Source organism: Mycobacterium sp. 852002-51163_SCH5372311 (assembly GCF_001667115.1).
Lineage (GTDB): Bacteria > Actinomycetota > Actinomycetes > Mycobacteriales > Mycobacteriaceae > Mycobacterium.
The window spans coordinates 14,364-28,790 of the sequence record NZ_LZIJ01000029.1 but is presented as its reverse complement, the minus strand read 5'-3'; the positions used below and the strand labels follow the sequence as shown (position 1 = coordinate 28,790).

Annotated in this window: 19 protein-coding genes and 1 other RNA gene; 15 read left to right on the top strand and 5 right to left on the bottom strand. The window is 64.1% G+C overall.

Features of this window, described 5'->3' with window-relative positions:
* Positions 1-119: 119 nt before the first annotated feature.
* Positions 120-538: RNase P RNA component class A (gene rnpB / locus A5791_RS04230), an RNA gene on the top strand.
* A 23-nt stretch (positions 539-561) separates the two neighbouring features.
* Here rnpB and A5791_RS04225 read toward each other — a convergent pair.
* Both A5791_RS04225 and A5791_RS04220 read right to left on the bottom strand, forming a co-directional pair.
* Complete coding sequence (locus A5791_RS04225) at positions 562-1,743, bottom strand: site-specific integrase (protein WP_197504592.1); 1,182 nt, start codon at positions 1,741-1,743, stop codon at positions 562-564.
* Entirely contained in the window at positions 1,740-2,498 is a 759-nt protein-coding gene (locus A5791_RS04220) for a hypothetical protein (RefSeq protein ID WP_156660987.1), read from the bottom strand. Before A5791_RS04220 ends, A5791_RS04225 begins: the two co-directional genes overlap by 4 nt.
* Positions 2,499-2,520: 22 nt before the next feature.
* Here A5791_RS04220 and A5791_RS04215 point away from each other — a divergent pair, with 22 nt between their 5' ends.
* From A5791_RS04215 to A5791_RS04175, 10 genes are all read left to right on the top strand, one after another.
* A complete protein-coding gene (locus A5791_RS04215; RefSeq protein ID WP_067231597.1) occupies positions 2,521-2,745 on the top strand; it encodes a hypothetical protein in 225 nt (74 codons plus the stop codon).
* Positions 2,679-3,014 (top strand): DUF6011 domain-containing protein, encoded by a 336-nt coding sequence (locus A5791_RS27620; RefSeq protein ID WP_369828014.1) that lies wholly within the window; start codon positions 2,679-2,681, stop codon positions 3,012-3,014. The genes A5791_RS04215 and A5791_RS27620 overlap by 67 nt, the downstream gene beginning before the upstream one ends.
* Positions 3,011-3,334: a DUF2742 domain-containing protein gene (locus tag A5791_RS04210; RefSeq protein WP_067231646.1), complete on the top strand. Its 324-nt coding sequence runs from the start codon at positions 3,011-3,013 to the stop codon at positions 3,332-3,334. Before A5791_RS27620 ends, A5791_RS04210 begins: the two co-directional genes overlap by 4 nt.
* Positions 3,331-4,812, top strand: a complete 1,482-nt coding sequence (locus tag A5791_RS04205; RefSeq protein ID WP_082966721.1) for a DUF3631 domain-containing protein — start codon at positions 3,331-3,333, stop codon at positions 4,810-4,812. The genes A5791_RS04210 and A5791_RS04205 overlap by 4 nt, the downstream gene beginning before the upstream one ends.
* Positions 4,809-5,084, top strand: coding sequence for a hypothetical protein (locus A5791_RS04200; protein WP_067231593.1), 276 nt, complete (start codon positions 4,809-4,811; stop codon positions 5,082-5,084). The genes A5791_RS04205 and A5791_RS04200 overlap by 4 nt, the downstream gene beginning before the upstream one ends.
* Positions 5,077-5,301 carry a hypothetical protein gene (locus A5791_RS04195; RefSeq protein ID WP_067231590.1) on the top strand — a complete coding sequence of 75 codons (225 nt, stop codon included), beginning with the start codon at positions 5,077-5,079 and terminating at the stop codon, positions 5,299-5,301. The genes A5791_RS04200 and A5791_RS04195 overlap by 8 nt, the downstream gene beginning before the upstream one ends.
* Positions 5,302-5,334: 33 nt before the next feature.
* Entirely contained in the window at positions 5,335-5,856 is a 522-nt protein-coding gene (locus tag A5791_RS04190) for a hypothetical protein (RefSeq protein WP_067231587.1), read from the top strand.
* A gap of 105 nt (positions 5,857-5,961) precedes the next feature.
* The gene (locus tag A5791_RS04185) at positions 5,962-6,441 is read left to right on the top strand and encodes a phage terminase small subunit P27 family (protein ID WP_082966727.1); all 480 of its coding nucleotides are present in this window, start codon (positions 5,962-5,964) and stop codon (positions 6,439-6,441) included.
* 134 nt (positions 6,442-6,575) lie between these two features.
* Complete coding sequence (locus A5791_RS04180) at positions 6,576-7,100, top strand: HK97 family phage prohead protease (protein ID WP_067231580.1); 525 nt, start codon at positions 6,576-6,578, stop codon at positions 7,098-7,100.
* Between the two features lie 7 nt (positions 7,101-7,107).
* Positions 7,108-8,535, top strand: a complete 1,428-nt coding sequence (locus tag A5791_RS04175) for a phage major capsid protein (RefSeq protein WP_067231577.1) — start codon at positions 7,108-7,110, stop codon at positions 8,533-8,535.
* Positions 8,536-8,672: 137 nt separating this feature from the next.
* Here the strand turns inward: A5791_RS04175 and A5791_RS04170 are convergent, their stop codons facing one another.
* Entirely contained in the window at positions 8,673-8,921 is a 249-nt protein-coding gene (locus A5791_RS04170) for a hypothetical protein (protein WP_067231574.1), read from the bottom strand.
* Positions 8,922-9,190: 269 nt separating this feature from the next.
* On the opposite strand from A5791_RS04170, the gene A5791_RS04165 reads away from it, so the two are divergent.
* The 3 genes from A5791_RS04165 (at position 9,191) to A5791_RS04155 (ending at position 10,811) form a co-directional block, all read left to right on the top strand.
* A complete protein-coding gene (locus A5791_RS04165; RefSeq protein ID WP_156660985.1) occupies positions 9,191-9,649 on the top strand; it encodes a hypothetical protein in 459 nt (152 codons plus the stop codon).
* Positions 9,642-10,112 (top strand): hypothetical protein, encoded by a 471-nt coding sequence (locus tag A5791_RS04160; protein WP_067231567.1) that lies wholly within the window; start codon positions 9,642-9,644, stop codon positions 10,110-10,112. The genes A5791_RS04165 and A5791_RS04160 overlap by 8 nt, the downstream gene beginning before the upstream one ends.
* A gap of 402 nt (positions 10,113-10,514) precedes the next feature.
* Positions 10,515-10,811, top strand: a complete 297-nt coding sequence (locus A5791_RS04155) for a hypothetical protein (protein WP_067231563.1) — start codon at positions 10,515-10,517, stop codon at positions 10,809-10,811.
* Positions 10,812-10,829: 18 nt separating this feature from the next.
* Here the strand turns inward: A5791_RS04155 and A5791_RS04150 are convergent, their stop codons facing one another.
* A complete protein-coding gene (locus tag A5791_RS04150; RefSeq protein ID WP_067231560.1) occupies positions 10,830-12,317 on the bottom strand; it encodes a CYTH and CHAD domain-containing protein in 1,488 nt (495 codons plus the stop codon).
* 170 nt (positions 12,318-12,487) lie between these two features.
* Here A5791_RS04150 and A5791_RS04145 point away from each other — a divergent pair, with 170 nt between their 5' ends.
* On the top strand, positions 12,488-13,411 hold the full coding sequence (locus A5791_RS04145) for an NADP-dependent oxidoreductase (RefSeq protein ID WP_067231642.1): 924 nt from the start codon (positions 12,488-12,490) through the stop codon (positions 13,409-13,411).
* On the opposite strand, the gene panB is transcribed toward A5791_RS04145, so the two are convergent.
* Complete coding sequence (panB, locus tag A5791_RS04140) at positions 13,412-14,284, bottom strand: 3-methyl-2-oxobutanoate hydroxymethyltransferase (protein WP_067231556.1); 873 nt, start codon at positions 14,282-14,284, stop codon at positions 13,412-13,414.
* Positions 14,285-14,427 lie beyond the last annotated feature (143 nt).

Sequence of the window (14,427 nt, the reverse complement as noted above, 5' to 3'; positions counted from 1 at the left end):
AGCGCTTTGGAATCGGCGGCTCTCTTCCGGCGACCCATTGGTCGCGACATCCGCGACGGACCATGCTCCACGGCCCAGTGGCCGCAACATCCCGCAGCGAGTACCGTGTTCGTCGCGGACGAGTTGGCTGGGCGGCCGCGGCTCGCACCGGTTCGAGAGATCCGGCGTCGAGTCGAGGAAAGTCCGGACTTCACAGAGCAGGGTGATTGCTAACGGCAATCCGAGGTGACTCGCGGGAAAGTGCCACAGAAAGCAGACCGCCACCCACGCGGTGGTAAGGGTGAAACGGTGCGGTAAGAGCGCACCAGCATCCCGGGTGACCGGGATGGCTAGGCAAACCCCACCCGAAGCAAGGTCAAGAAGGTTGCACCGGAAGGTGCGGCCGCGCAGGCGTTCGAGGGTTGCTCGCCCGATGCCTGCGGGTGGACCGCTCGAGGCACCCGGCAACGGTGTGCCCAGATGGATGGTCGCCGCCTTGCCGCCGTTGCTACGCCGCGGCGGTGAGGAACAGAATCCGGCTTACAGGCCAACTCGTCCCAGCAAACTCTCTAACCTGCACATTCAGCCACTCGGAGCCGCCTTCGTCCGCAGTGCGTCCGCAGTAGCTCCGAGTACCGAGTCGATCGCGTCCCGCGTCCGGTCGTCAGAATCGGGCCACAAGTGGCTGTAGGTGTCCAGCGTCTCGACCGCGCTGGCGTGACCGAGACGCGCCTGAACCGTTTTCACGCTTTCCCCGTGCCGGATGAGCAGACTTGCGTAGTAGTGGCGTAGCGCGTGGAAGCCGGTTCCGGCCGGTAGCCCCGCGGTCTCTACTGCTGCGCGCCACTTGTGTCCGAATACCGACCGGGTGATCGGCTTTCCCGACAGGGTGAACATCAGGCCATCCGGCGCGGCAGGGAACTCCGCCAGATGTGCGGCCAGCGCATCGACAACGACTTGGGGGAGCGGGATGGTGCGGCTGCTGGCTCGCGTTTTGGGCGGTGCCAGCGTCGGCGCTTGCCCCTGTACTGTGACGAGCTGCCGGTCGACCGTCACGGTGCGCTCAAGGAACCGAACACGGTCGACTGTCAGGCCGAAGCATTCACCCTGCCGCATCCCAGTACCCGCCGCCAGCGTGACGAGCGCCTGTAACTGTGGTGGCAGCTCGTCGCGGACCGCGGCCACCTGCTCGGTCGTCAGCGGCACAATCTGCTTGCGCTGCACCTTCGGCAATTTCGTCCCGTCGCACGGGTTCGACGCGATCCGTTTGTCCCGCATCGCGGCTTTCATCACTGTGGAGACGAGGCCGTGGACGACGCCCACCGTGGCCGGCGCCAATTCCAGCCCCTTCACCCACGCCTGTATGTCGCTGGGCATGATCGACGAGAGGCAACGATCCCCTAGCGTCGGATAGGCGTGTCTGCGAAGCATCGTCTCGACGTGTGCTCGGGAGCTGGGACGCTGCACCTGCATCTGGCGCCACCGCTCCGCGTAGTTCCGGAAAGTGACTTGACCGGCCTTCGGGTCGACATACTGGCCGGTGACGACCGCGGCCGTGACTTCATCGAGCCAGTGCTGTGCGTCGATCTTGCGAGCGAAGCTCTGAGCGTGCTCGCGGCCCAGATCGTCGACATACCGTGCCCGCCACCGCTTGCCCTTGCCGTGGCTGGAACTCGGCACAGTCTGTGCGTTGCCGTGCTCGTCGTGAACTGTCTTGGTCCAGCGGTCCTCGACGCCAGCCCTACGATTGCGCTTGCCGCTCACATTTTCTTCTTTCCCTGTGTTGTCGGAGGTAAGAAACCGCGCTCCCGTGCGCGCCGCACATACTCGTGAGCCATTCGCGGCTTGACCCCGAATGTCCGCGCGACTGCCTCGGCCGGGGCTTTGTGAAAGTTGGCGCGGTAAACGTCGGCCACCTGCTTCAGCAGCTCGGCATTGACATGTCGTCGACCCGCTCGCATGTCGTATAAGAGTCCCCGCACGACGCGCTCTTGCTCGGAGCCGAGCTCCGTCGGGATGCCAAGTCCGCCCTTGTCGCGCCAGACGTCGCGGAGCTCTACGACCCACATTCCGTAGACCATGCTGAGAATGGCTGACACCTCGATCGCACGAAGATGCTTCTGACGAATCTCCTCCTGGTTCTCCCTTGCGCGCCAACCAAATTCGACCATCCGAGGAACATCGTCTCGAAGCTCCACTTTGCAGTGAAAGTCGGGGTAATCGCGGCCACGCAGCTCAAACTCGACCCATGTCGGAAACAACCTCGCCGACGGACTCCACTCACCGTCCGTCAGTGGCGTTACGTCCAAGTCGAAGTGACGCATCAACGTGCCATCCTCATCGAAAACGGGCGCGCCGCTCACGCTGATCCACACGTAGTCGCCCGAGATTACCCACTTCATCGAGCGGTCCTCGGTCTCGATCGTTCTGGACTCGCCACCGATCCGGTGACGCTTACCTGGCATTTCTGTCGCAAACCTCTCATCTCGGTACGTCGGTGCGATGTTGAAACTGTGCAATTAACTCTGCACTCTACCAACTATGACCAACGAAACCAGCGGTTCGCTCGACGAACTAGCCAAAGAAATTCAAGGCGCGGTCGATCTTCAAAAATGGACCGGCACACCCGCTAGCACGTGGCGCTACTGGGCGCACATTGGATACGGGCCAGCTAGTTTCAAGCTCGGCCGGCGACGGGTATGGCGGCGCTCGGTCGTCGAAGCGTGGTTAGCCGAGCAAGAGAAGTCAAGTTCCGGTGTCGCATGACAACCCACGAAAAAAGCCGCCCCGCGGCGAACGGGGCGGCAACCTCTACTGCTAAAGGTAGTGACGATTTTACCGCGCCGTGGCGACACGACCTACACGAGCCGCTGACCGCTGAGGACCGCGCAGACCTCAATGTGCTGATTGCCGCGGCCGAGCGGGGATTTCGGCTTGCGACAAGGTGTTGTCGGTGTAACCAATGGATCGTCGCGCCGTCGTCGGTCCGGGCTCACATGGGACCGGTCTGCCGGGCCAAGGCAGGTGCGGCGTGAAAGCGGTCGAATCGCAACAGGTCTCATGGTGGTCGGTTCACGAGCTGATCCTGCCAGTGCTCAACCAGGTCAATGATTGGCCGCTGTTAGGCTCGCCGGCCTGGTGCTCGTTAGCCCGCGATGACCCGCGAAAGTGGGCGGCCGTGCTTGACGGTGGACAGCACCACGCGCTGCGGATCGAGCTAAATCAGGAAAGCCGGGCCGAGGCCAGCAAGGCTGTATCTGGCGCTCTCGACTGGGCGGCGCTGAGCCGTGAAATTCTGCGCCGCAACGATTTCTATGCAGCCCACCCATGGTTACGGCGGGCGGTGGACCAATGACCGATGTCGACCGCTCCGACGAACTTGCAGAGTGGTATGCCGAAGACAATCCCGACGGCGCCGAACTGCTAACCAGGATTGAGCAATTCGCCGCTCGATTCCTCGCTTTTCCCTCGGTTCATCACCTGGTCGTTATCGTCCTGTGGATCGCGCACGCCTGGACTGTCAGCGCGTTCTATGTGACGCCGCGTCTGGTGCTGGACTCACCCGAACCCGGCTCAGGCAAGACCCGCGTTCTCGAAGTGCTGGCGCTGTTGTGCCCGAACGCCAAACTCACCATCAGCACCACCACGGCGGCGCTGTATCGGCGGATAGCGAAGGCCAGCGTCGATGATCCAGCGGCTGCTGACGGCGGGGAGCTGTTCCTCGCTGAGCTGCTTCCGACCATCTTGCAGGACGAGGCGGACGCCGTGTTTGGCCGCACGAACAACCCTCAGGCTGAAGATCTTCGCACCCTCTACAACTCTGGCTACCGTCGCGGCGCAACCGTTGACCGGTGCGAGGGTGACGCGAAGAAAATGGAAGTCCGCGAATTCCCGGTGTTTGCACCGGTCGCGCTCGCGGGACTGGCCGGCAAGATCCCGCGGACCATTCTTGATCGCTCAATCATCCTCCACATGCGTCGTCGTGCCCCTGACGAACATGTCGATGAGTACCGGGAACGCGACGCCAGGGCCGACTCCTACATGCTGTGGAACGGATTGATGAGTTGGGCCTGGAATGGCGAGACGATCAGTGCCCTGCGGGAGATGCGGCCCACCATGCCCGACGGGGTACGTGACCGCCCGGCCGAAGTCTGGGAAGCCCTTCTCGCGATCGCTGATTTCGTTGGTGGCGACTGGCCGGAACGGGCACGTGTCGCTTGCCGCCATTTTGTGCTTGATACGGATCCTGACGAACTGTCATTCGGCGCTCGACTACTCCGCGATGTGCGCACTGCATTCGGCGATCGCGACCGAATGTTCTCGGTAGACCTCGTTACATCACTGACCGCCGATGAGGAATCGGAGTGGCGCGACCTATGGGGTAAACCGCTCGACCAGAAACGGCTAGCAAAGGAATTGAAGCGGTACGGAGTTCGGTCGAACACCATCCGAATCGGTGACAGCAGGGCCAAGGGATACACGGTCGACGGCGAAGATGGACTCGCTCAGGCGTGGCGCCGATACCTACCGCCCGTCTGTACGCGTGACAACCGTGACAACGGTGACATTGCAGGTCAGCCCGTCACGCTTAGCGAGCCGTGCCGTGACATCCGTGACACAAGCGTGACACCCGAAATGCCCACTGATCAGGCATTATTCGTCGACGGCACGGCTGTCACGCCTGTCACGCCTATAGACGGGCAGCATCCGCCGCCGCTTGCGGGAGCTACCCGCAGACCGTTCTGTCCCGGATGCGGAACCTATTACGCCGTCCACCACCAACACCGAAACGACTGCACTGCAGGCAAACACGCGAGGAGAGCTAGCAAATGACCAACCACAGCATGACCACCCTGCCTACCCTGCGCGTCGTCGACTGCAAGCGCAGCCCCGACGGCGCCTACGTGCTCGTCGACCAGTGCCCCAACTGCGGGCGCAGCCACCAGCACGCCCGGCACCAACCGGGCAACGGGTGCCCGTACCACTTCTGTGAGGTGGACCTGCCCGACAACCAGTGCAGCTGTGCAGTCGGCGCCGGTGACGGCTACCGGGTTGCGCCTTGCAAGAGTTTGTACATCGTCATCGAGGTCGATGACCATGCCTGACAGCAGCCAAGACAACGCACGCGCCGAACGTCAGCGCATCCTCGACCAGCAGCGCCAACGGCTAGGCGAAGCCCATGCCGCGCACCAGCTATCCGACGAAGAGTCCGAACTGGCACTGCTCAGCATCCAGCTCGACGCAGAGCAGCAGCGGCTCGACGAACTGTTGGACCGTGACCCCATGCGCGCCATCTGGTTCGACCTCGACGGAAACGACTGAACCATGGCCGAACACCGAAGAAACTAGACAGCAATGACCAATGACAACCAGGCACCGAATCGTATCGACTTCGCCCGTGCTGCGGCGCTACTTGTCCACCACATTCGCGCCGACGCCGACGGCGTAAACGAGATCATCCGCCACGCCGAGGAAGCCAACCGCCTAGCCGCACTGCTGCTGGCCATCGTCGACACGGCCATCGCCGAGCCCGGCAGCAGGATTGGCACCCCTCAAGGGGTCAAAGACCTCGGACATTTCGCAATGGACATGCGCACCGCGGATGAAGGACCAGATGACGACCAGCGCGCGCACGGCAAGGACTTCCAGCGCGGCGCCATGTTCTACCGCTACCGCCTGCGCCGAGACCGTGATGGCCTCAACGCCATCCTTGCCCAAGCGGACAAGGCTGGCCGTCTGTCAGCGCTCATCATCGCCGCAGCGCACCTGGCGTGCCTCGCGCCCGGCTCAAAACTGGCCACGGCTGGCGGCCTGGCCCGACTTGAGCGCGTAGCAGTGACGATGAACCAACCCGAAACCGAGGACGGGGAAGGCTGATGGGGGGGGTGGATGGACATCAAGCCCACCCCAGCCGACGCGACCGGCGCCACAGCCAAAGTTTTGTCTTTTCAGAAAACCGGACCCAAAAATCGGAGGTAAATGATGGGTGGTCAAGGTAGCGGCCGGATTCCGGCCCCGGCGCAGGTGCGGCTGCTGAGGGGCCAATCGCCGGGCAGGGATTCGGGCGGCCGGAAAGTGCCGACGACGCCAAAGTTTGTGCGCGAGGCCCCTGATCCTCCGGATTGGTTGGATGGGCCGGCACGGGTCGAATGGGACCGCATTACGGCGGAACTGGAACCGTTGGACATGCTGAAGACGACTGACGCTGAGGCTCTTGCCTGCTACTGCCAGGCGGTCGCCGATCACGCTGCGGCGGTGGCGATTGTGCGCGCCGAGGGACGCATCATCACCAATCCCAAGACAGGCCATCAGCACCCCCACCCCGCAGTGGCCGATGCTCGGGCGTCCCGAGCCCAGGTACTGCAGTTCGCGCGGGAGTTCGGGTTCAGCCCGGCAGCGGAGGCGCGGCTGGCGTCGCTACCGACAGACTCCGACGATGACGACGACCCGTTCGCGGCGTGACGCGAAATGTCGTCCGCACCTTGTACAATGAACGGCAGCTCGGTATCTTCCGGCGCCGGGAGCCGCAGAGGCGGCCAACCCGGACAGGCAGTCGCCATGCGAGACCGCATATTTCCGCATGAGCAGGTGACGCCGTGAGCGCAATCCTTTATCGCACTGCAGAACTGACGCCCGGTGCCGGCCGCACCGTCCACGGCATCGCTGTCCCTTACGGGCAGGTCGCCGAGGTCAGCGACGGCGGCCCGACGTATCGGGAACGCTTCGAGTACGGCGCATTTCGCCGCAGCATCGCCGAACGCGGCCACAAGATCCGGCTTTTCGGCAATCACGCGACTCGCCAGTTCCCGGTGGGCAAGGCTGTCGATCTGCGCGAGGAACGCGACGGATTGCACGCCGCGTTCGAAATCGTCGCGACCCGCGACGGTGACGACGCGCTCGAGCTGGTCCGCAGCGGCACCGTCGACAGCTTCTCGGTGGGCTTCACCGGTATTCGCGAACACCGCGACAACGGCGTGGTGGTCCGCACCGAGGCCAGCCTGCGCGAAGTGTCGCTGACCGCGCTGCCTGCCTATGCCGGCGCCATGGTTCACGGTGTGCGGTCTCAACTTGTCATTCCCCGTTCGATAGCCGAGGCCCGGCTATCTCTCCTTGATTGGTGAAAATCCCATGACTGATACCGATATCGACACGATGACCGTGGAGCAGTGCCGCAGTGCGGCACAGCAGCTCCTCGACAACACCGAGGGTGATCTAACCGGCGAGGCTGCGCAGCGGTTCGAGCAGCTCTCCCAGCGCGTCGACCATCTGCGCGAGCAGCAGCGCCAGCGGGTCACCGCGAGCCGCGATATGGTGGCGCGCTTGGCCTCTGGTGAACTGCGCGTCGAGGCAGGCAGTGTGCAACCGTCCGGTCAGGATGACCAGGACCGCCCCCCGGCGCTGCAGCAGCGCGACGCTGGCATGCGCGCCCTGGACAGTGCCGTGAAGGCCAACAGGTTGGCCGCGCGCGGCGCCGAGCTCGTCGAAAACTTGATGAACCAAGGCCCGGCCCCGGCACAGTCCTGGACGCGCCGCTATGCCGCCGCGGCCGGCTCCGAGCACTACGAGCGGGCGTTCGCCAAGCTGCTGGCCGACCCCACCCATGGGCACCTGACCTGGACGCCAGAGGAATCCGACGCCTACCGGGCCGCTGACGCGGTGCTGACCGAGCAGCGCGCCATGAGCTTGACCGACTCGGCTGGTGGCTTCCTGGTGCCATTGACCTTGGACCCGACTGTTCTGCTCACGTCGAGCGGCTCGACCAACCCACTGCGCCAAATCAGCCGGATTGTGCAGACCACCACCGACTCGTGGAACGGAGTTACGTCGGCCGGTGTCACCGCGGAGTGGATCGCAGAGGCTACCGAGGTGGCCGACGCCAGCCCGACGCTTGGCCAGCCGACCATCCCTGTTTACAAGGGTGATGCGTTCGTGCCGTTCAGCTTTGAAGTTGAGGGCGATGCGCTCGGCTTCATGTCCGAGTTGGGCAAGTTGCTGCAGGACGGCGCCGACCAGCTCACCGCTACCGCGTACACCACCGGCTCCGGTACCGGCCAGCCGACGGGTGTGATCACGCGGGTTGCCGGCACTGGCGGCAGCGTCGTATCGCCGATCACCCCGGAGACGCTGGCCTCCGGTGACGTGTTCGCGGTCCAGAACGCGTTGCCGCCGCGATTCCAACCGCGCGCGGTGTGGAACGCCAACTTGGCGCTCATCAACACGCTGCGCCAGTTCGAGACCAGCAATGGTGCGCTGAAATTCCCTGAGCTGGCCCAGAATCCGCCCCAGTTGCTGGGCCGGACGGTGTATGAGAACTCCAACATGGACGGCACCTACAACCCGGCCGTGACCGAGAATAATTACCTACTGCTGTACGGGGATTTCTCACAGTTCGTGATCGTCGACCGGATCGGAAGCACGCTCGAACTGGTGCCCCATTTGTTCGGCTCCTCGCGGCGGCCGACCGGCCAGCGCGGGGCGCTGCTGTGGTTCAGAACCGGCTCAGATGTGGTGATTACGAACGCCTTCCGGCTGCTGAACGTCGCGACGACGGCCTGACAGCTTCCGCGTGGCGGGTGGGCATGTTCATGGTCGTTCTCCCCTGCCCGCCACGCGGGACCAACCTAGGCCCCTGGGAACGAAGATTTAGGAGGTTGCGAAATGACGCAAGATGAATCCCGAGCAGATCAATCAAGCTACCACCGGGTGCCGTCCTGCCCAGGAATCACGCACCGCCCGTCAGCAGCCACTCGCCCAATCACCATGCCGTCATACCCCGTGCACGATGAGTTGAGCGGCTCACAGGTGTTGATGGTCGTGATCACCTTGTCGGGGCCGCACGGGGAGCCGGGCGCTGGCGGGTCGGCATTGGCGATGGGGGTGCTGAAGCCCAGCGTCAGCATTGCTGCCCCAGCAAAGACGAGTGAGCGGGTCGCGTCAAACATGATCGGTACCTCCGGTTGATGGTCCCCGACAAGCAGTAAACGAATGACGGTGCCACTCGGTTCACTGCTGTGCTACCCCACGTCGAGCGCGAGATTCAGCCGGCCCATCTCCGACAGGGTGTCGGAAGGGTCATCGGTAATGCTGCTGGACAGCCTGCCGCTGCGGTGGGATCGATCCCGAGCCGAAACCGTTGTCCTCGATTCAGCGCGGGCCTAATGTCGGATCGATCCTTCGGGACTGAAATGACACCGCTGGTTGAAGGACGCGGATGGCTCGAAAGCGACGCGAGGTGTACTCAATCAATGCTGGATATCCGCCCAGTCAGCAAGAATATGATCCGAAGGCCTATCCGGACACCTACCGCGATCACGTCGTCAGCGTTCTCCATGACACACCGATCGATGGGTGGATCTTTGAGTTAGTTTTTCGCTTCGCCATCTACAGGGGTCTGAATGTGGACTGGGCCATCATGATCAACGCTCGTGCGGCGGTCGACGGCGCCAAAGCAGAACGCAGACCGGTCGAACGGATCGATATTTGCCACTCCGAAGTCCACTGCCATACGTTCGGCCGAAGCAGTGACCCAGCCGACGAACTGGGCGAACGCAGGACCATCATGGCGCTCGTTGCAAACGACGCGGTTAAAGTTAGTAGGGCATGGGACGAACAGATGGAGCTGATCAGCCGTGAGTGGCCGCAGCGAGTCCGGAGGTGGATCGATGGTTGACGCGCACACCATCGCCACGTTCGCCTTCGCCCAAATGCGCAGAGACCCGGATTTCGGCGCTCGTTTTCCGTGGGTTCGTAACACAGTTGTCTGCGTCGAATCAGATTTGGCTTCCGACGTGCTCGAAGGCCAGGTCGCCCATTACTTCCCAGAGGGCGGGGCCACGATCGCTTGCTACTACCCGCGCGACCACCGGATGATGTTCATCCAGGTCGGAGGGCCGTACAAGCCGGATGAAGCGCCGCCACCGCCGGCCCACGCCATGACAGCTCACAACGTCAAAAATGAGCTAACCATCGGGATGATCGTCGACGCGATCTATCACAAGCGCGGTGGTGACTTTAGCCACCTTCCCATCTATGGACAGGGTCGCGGTGGGAAGGCGGCCCGACACGACGACGGTGCGCCACTCATGGGCGAAGCATCCACCAGAGAAGTAGAAAAGAAACTCGCACTCACCTAGGACCGGGCGCAGCCCGTCCGTCGTCTAGCCCATCCACCTCATCTGCCGCAGCCATCAGCGCACGGGCAATCTGGCGTGCCTGCGCCGCGGTGATCCGGGCTTATCAGCGTGCAGTCGGTGGGATGCCAACATAGATGCTCGGCGATTCGTGCGGACCGCGACGAAAGGGTGTAGACCGGGACGGTCGCGTCCGCAGTGCGTCCGCAGTAGATTCAGCAACAGCACTCATGGGCCAACACAACCAACGCGCTGACCTGTACGTTTGTCTACCAACCAACACAGCAAACAGTGCAAACGTCCAGATAACAGAATCCGGCTTACAGGCCAACTCGCCCGCCTCGACGCGATGGGCCCCCACACATACCCATTGCCGGGCTGCGGCGGCGGGTAGATGATGCAAGCATGCGCATCATCTACGTCGCCGCGGCGGTGGTCATGACCCCGGTTGTGCTGATGGGGGCATCGCCTGCTCACGCTGACACCCACAGCTACCTTCGTTGCATAAAAAGCGATGCGGAGCTTCCGCCCGGGGCCGAAGCGAAGAATCTGCCCTTCGTTTCATTCATCGAGAATGAGATCAATTCTGGTAGATCGCGTGCCGACGTAGCGCAGGAATTAGTCGGTATGGGAGTCAAGCCGGACGTCGCCGCTCTGCAAGTGAACTGCGTTATGGCCAACTGGCCGATAGGGACTGCCTGAGCCTCGCCACTGTGAGAGTCAGTGCCGCGCTTTGCGCACCGCCTTGTGAAGCTTGTGCAGTGCGTCGCCCACTTTCTGACGACAGCTATCGGCCAAGTCGCTTTCCAGCTGATACAGCAGGCCGTAGGTGAAGGTGTCCTCGCCCGCGGCATGAGCGGCTGCGGCCTGCTGACTGAGATGCTCGCGGCTCACCACACTGTCTTGATGCTCGCCAAGCAGCGACTGGATTTCTTTGGCCCGCTCGGACACTTTCTCTGCTCCGGTCGCAGCTGCGGTATAACGAAGCCGCTTGGCGCGCTTGCGAATTCGATGCACGGCCTCGTCGCGCTCATGCGGGGATTGCTGGCCCGCGGCGGCTTTGGCGGCCTTGCGGACTCGCCTGTAAGCCGTGTCGATCGTCACCGGCTCCGCTTCCGCGTCTGACTGGCTGGCCGGGATCTCGTCCACCATCGCATCAAGGGCGTCCAGCAGACGGAAGTATCGCGGCGACCGCATCGCGATCAGCGACCGCCGCAGCCCTGTTTGATACCGGCGCCGGGCTCCCTCGACCAGACGCTCGCGTATGGGCCCGCGCACCAATTCCGGCGCCAGCTGGCCCAATTGACGCTCGTAGCGCTCCGCAAGCACCTCGGCATCGCGCGCCACGCCGAGAACACCGGCCAGCTCGCGCAGTTCGTCGAGGATCCACGCCCCCTCGCTCAATCCGAACGAATCGTGCGCGTCCCGCAGCAGGCTACGGATCTTGCGGGTCGTCACCCGCATCTGGTGTACGGCGTCGTCGGCGTCGGCGCGCACGGCGCGATCCCACACCAGCAGCTCGTCGACCTGCTCGGCCATCGCGCGATGCACCGGGTCGGTGGGTGGCCGGCTAACGTCGTGCTCCAGCGTCGCGGCCAGTACCCGCGCCAGCTTGGAGCCGTGACCGGCGGGCGCGGCGCCGGCATCCAGCAGCCGATTACTCAACCGGTTCAACAATTCGCCACCGGCCGCTCCGTTGACGAGCTCCACTTCCCACTCTCGCCAATCTTGTTGGGCAGGGCCATTATCGGAACCGTCACCAATGGTCCACGCGGTGACGTGGTCGTTGCTGAACTCCGCCAGCGCGTCGCCCTCCACGCCGTACAGCACCTGGCTTTCGCGCTGAGTGGTGATGCGTGCGACCGGCTCCACCGGGCGGTCGCGAACGATCGCCAACACCACGTCGAGCAACTCGGCGGGCACGCCGTTACCGGAGGTCAGCGGCGCGTGGATCTCGGTGCGCGCATCCGGGCCGGCGGGCAATTTAAGGTGCCAACCGGCGTCCGCGCCGCCGGTGCGGCGCCGCAGCGTGATCTTGTGGCGCGCCAGGTCCTGCGTCGGGGTGTCGAAGTAGATCGCGTCCAGCGATTGAATGGGCGACTTCTCGACGCGAGTCACTGCGGCGATGCCCTCGAACGACGGCGACACCGTCGAATCGACGACGTCGAACTTGCGTTCCACCTCCAGATGGCGCGCATTTCCAGGCATCGTTGGCTCCGTGGTCGAGGATGAAGCATTGATAGAGTGCCACATCAAAGCGACGGAGTCCCGAACAGCTTTGCTGCTGAGTTCGTCCGCGCGGGGTGCCGAGACCGCATATGGTATGGCGATCCGAGCCGGCGGCACGCCGGATATCCGGCGAAGATGGGGATCTACGGTTGAAAGCGGTTCGCTTGCATGCCCGGGGCGGCCCTGAGCAGCTCAGGTATGAGGACGCGCCGACGCCGGCGCCGACCGCCGGTGAGGTGCGCGTGCGGGTACAGGCTGCCGGCATCACGCCCACCGAACTCACCTGGACGGAGACCTACCAGGACCGCAGCGGCAACTCGCGGCTGCCGAGCATCCCGGCCCACGAGTTGTGCGGAGTGGTCGACGCGGTGGGCACTGACGTGGACGACATCGCGCTCGGCGATGTGCTCTACGGGCTGATCGATTTTCCCCGCGACGGCTGTGCCGCCGAATTCGTCGTCGCCCCGGCCGCGGATCTGGCGCCCGCACCGCAAACCCTCGATCCGGTGCAGGTGGCCGCGGTGCCGCTGTCCGGGCTGACGGCCTGGCAGGCCCTGTTCCGGCACGGTCGGCTGCAGGGGGGTCAGCGGGTGCTGATCCATGGTGCCGCCGGCGGGGTGGGATCCTTGGCGGTGCAACTCGCCCGGTGGAAGCGCGCCCGCATCATCGCCACCGCGTCGCAGAGGCACGAAAGCTTTCTGCGGGAGCTGGGTGTCGATCAGTTCATCGACTACACCGCGGAGTCTTTCGAAACGGCGGTTGGCGATGTTGATCTGGTCCTGGACACCGTCGGAGGCGAGACGCTCAATCGATCGTGGGCGGTGCTGAAAACCAGCGGCAGGCTGATCTCGATCGTCGAGGAACCGGGCCCGCCACCGGCCGGCCACGCGCCCGGGATGTTCTTCATCGTCGAGCCGAGCCGTCCTGAACTGGGCGAACTGACCCGGCTGATCGACGCGGGCGAACTCCGCCCGTTGGTCCAATCGGTCTTCCCGCTCGCCCGGGCACGCGCCGCGTTCGAGGAGGGCTTCGCCGGGCATCTGCGCGGCAAGATCGTGCTGCGGGTCGAGTGATCAGAAGCAGTGCTCGTCGGCGGGAAACACCCCGCCGGCCACGTCTTCCGCGTATTGAGTTGCGGCACGGCGTAATTCACCGGCGATGTCGGCATACCGCTTGACGAAGCGGGCGGCCTTGCCACTGCTGAGCCCGGCCATGTCCTGCCAGACCAGAACCTGGCCGTCGCAGTTGGGGCCGGCTCCGATGCCGATAGTCGGGATGGTCAGCTTGCCGGTGATCTGAGTCGCCAGCTCGGCCGGGACCATCTCCATGACGACGGAGAACGCCCCGGCTTCGGCGACGGCGATGGCGTCGGCGATGGTCTGCTCGGCCGCGTCGCCACGGCCCTGCACCCGGAAGCCACCGAGGGTGTTGACGCTTTGCGGCGTGAAGCCGATATGCGCCATCACCGGGATGCCGGCGGCGGTCAGAAACGCGATTTGCTCGGCTACCCGCTCGCCGCCCTCGAGCTTGACGGCGTGCGCACCGCCTTCCTTCATGAACCGGGTGGCCGCGGCCAGCGCGGCGGCGGGTCCGCCCTCATAGCTGCCGAACGGCAGATCGGCGACGACCAGCGCATGCTGAGCGCCGCGGACCACGCCCCGCACCAGCGGGATCAGCTCGTCGATGGAAACCGGCACCGTGGTGTCGTAGCCGTACACGACGTTGGCCGCGGAGTCGCCGACCAGCAGTACGGGTATGCCGGCCTCGTCGAAGACCCGCGCGGTCGAATAGTCGTAGGCCGTCAGCATGCCCCACTTGTGGCCTTCGGCCTTCCATTTCTGCAGGTGGTGGGTGCGGATCTTGGCTCGTGGCGCGGGCGGCGCGACAGCAGTCGAACAAGCCGCAGTGGACGGGTTGGCCCCATAGACGTGTTGCTCAGTAGACATCTTTGTCCCTAGTGATTTAGTCCGGTCGATCCTCGTGGCCCTGCCGAGAAAATCTGGCTTGCGGGTCCCCGGGTTCGTCTGACCTCCACAGTCTGCCATCTCACATGCGTCGCTGTCACCGTGGGGCGCTGTGACACATACCA

What these genes read in the sequence shown, in the direction of transcription:
- A5791_RS04215 (WP_067231597.1), top strand. Translation starts at nt 2,521, where the DNA reads ATGACCAACGAAACCAGCGGTTCGCTCGACGAACTAGCCAAAGAAATT.
- A5791_RS27620 (WP_369828014.1), top strand. Translation starts at nt 2,679, where the DNA reads ATGGCGGCGCTCGGTCGTCGAAGCGTGGTTAGCCGAGCAAGAGAAGTC.
- A5791_RS04205 (WP_082966721.1), top strand. Translation starts at nt 3,331, where the DNA reads ATGACCGATGTCGACCGCTCCGACGAACTTGCAGAGTGGTATGCCGAA.
- A5791_RS04200 (WP_067231593.1), top strand. Translation starts at nt 4,809, where the DNA reads ATGACCAACCACAGCATGACCACCCTGCCTACCCTGCGCGTCGTCGAC.
- A5791_RS04195 (WP_067231590.1), top strand. Translation starts at nt 5,077, where the DNA reads ATGCCTGACAGCAGCCAAGACAACGCACGCGCCGAACGTCAGCGCATC.
- A5791_RS04190 (WP_067231587.1), top strand. Translation starts at nt 5,335, where the DNA reads ATGACCAATGACAACCAGGCACCGAATCGTATCGACTTCGCCCGTGCT.
- A5791_RS04185 (WP_082966727.1), top strand. Translation starts at nt 5,962, where the DNA reads ATGGGTGGTCAAGGTAGCGGCCGGATTCCGGCCCCGGCGCAGGTGCGG.
- A5791_RS04175 (WP_067231577.1), top strand. Translation starts at nt 7,108, where the DNA reads ATGACTGATACCGATATCGACACGATGACCGTGGAGCAGTGCCGCAGT.
- A5791_RS04170 (WP_067231574.1), bottom strand. Translation starts at nt 8,921, where the DNA reads ATGTTTGACGCGACCCGCTCACTCGTCTTTGCTGGGGCAGCAATGCTG.
- A5791_RS04165 (WP_156660985.1), top strand. Translation starts at nt 9,191, where the DNA reads ATGGCTCGAAAGCGACGCGAGGTGTACTCAATCAATGCTGGATATCCG.
- A5791_RS04160 (WP_067231567.1), top strand. Translation starts at nt 9,642, where the DNA reads ATGGTTGACGCGCACACCATCGCCACGTTCGCCTTCGCCCAAATGCGC.
- A5791_RS04155 (WP_067231563.1), top strand. Translation starts at nt 10,515, where the DNA reads ATGCGCATCATCTACGTCGCCGCGGCGGTGGTCATGACCCCGGTTGTG.
- A5791_RS04150 (WP_067231560.1), bottom strand. Translation starts at nt 12,317, where the DNA reads ATGCCTGGAAATGCGCGCCATCTGGAGGTGGAACGCAAGTTCGACGTC.
- panB (WP_067231556.1), bottom strand. Translation starts at nt 14,284, where the DNA reads ATGTCTACTGAGCAACACGTCTATGGGGCCAACCCGTCCACTGCGGCT.